Source organism: Halomonas llamarensis, assembly GCF_023555005.1.
Classification (GTDB): Bacteria; Pseudomonadota; Gammaproteobacteria; order Pseudomonadales; family Halomonadaceae; genus Vreelandella; species Vreelandella llamarensis.
Genome location: NZ_JAMJPJ010000174.1, coordinates 1 through 233, shown reverse-complemented (window position 1 = coordinate 233; position 233 = coordinate 1). Strand labels below are relative to the sequence as shown.

The 233-nt window shown below is 66.1% G+C and carries 1 protein-coding gene; it reads right to left on the bottom strand.

Translation table 11 applies throughout. From position 1 onward, the window contains the following. A partial coding sequence (locus tag M8006_RS18090; protein ID WP_250084631.1) for an RHS repeat domain-containing protein occupies nucleotides 1–233 on the bottom strand: 233 nt, incomplete at both ends.

The window sequence follows — 233 nt, the reverse complement described above, 5'->3', positions numbered from 1 at the left end:
GCATTGGTGACGCTGGCCAGGTAGCCGTGGCGGTCATAGCTATAAGTTGTGCGCTGCTGGGAGCAGTCGATCTGGGCGGTGATCTGGCCCAGGGCGTTGTACGCCCGCTGGTGGGTCGCGCCACCTGCATCGGTCATGGTCGTGGGGCGGTCGGGCAGGTCGGTATCGTCGTAGGCAAAAGCGGTAGTGCCTTCCGGCCCGGTGACCGCCAGCGGATGGCCGAGGTCGTTACG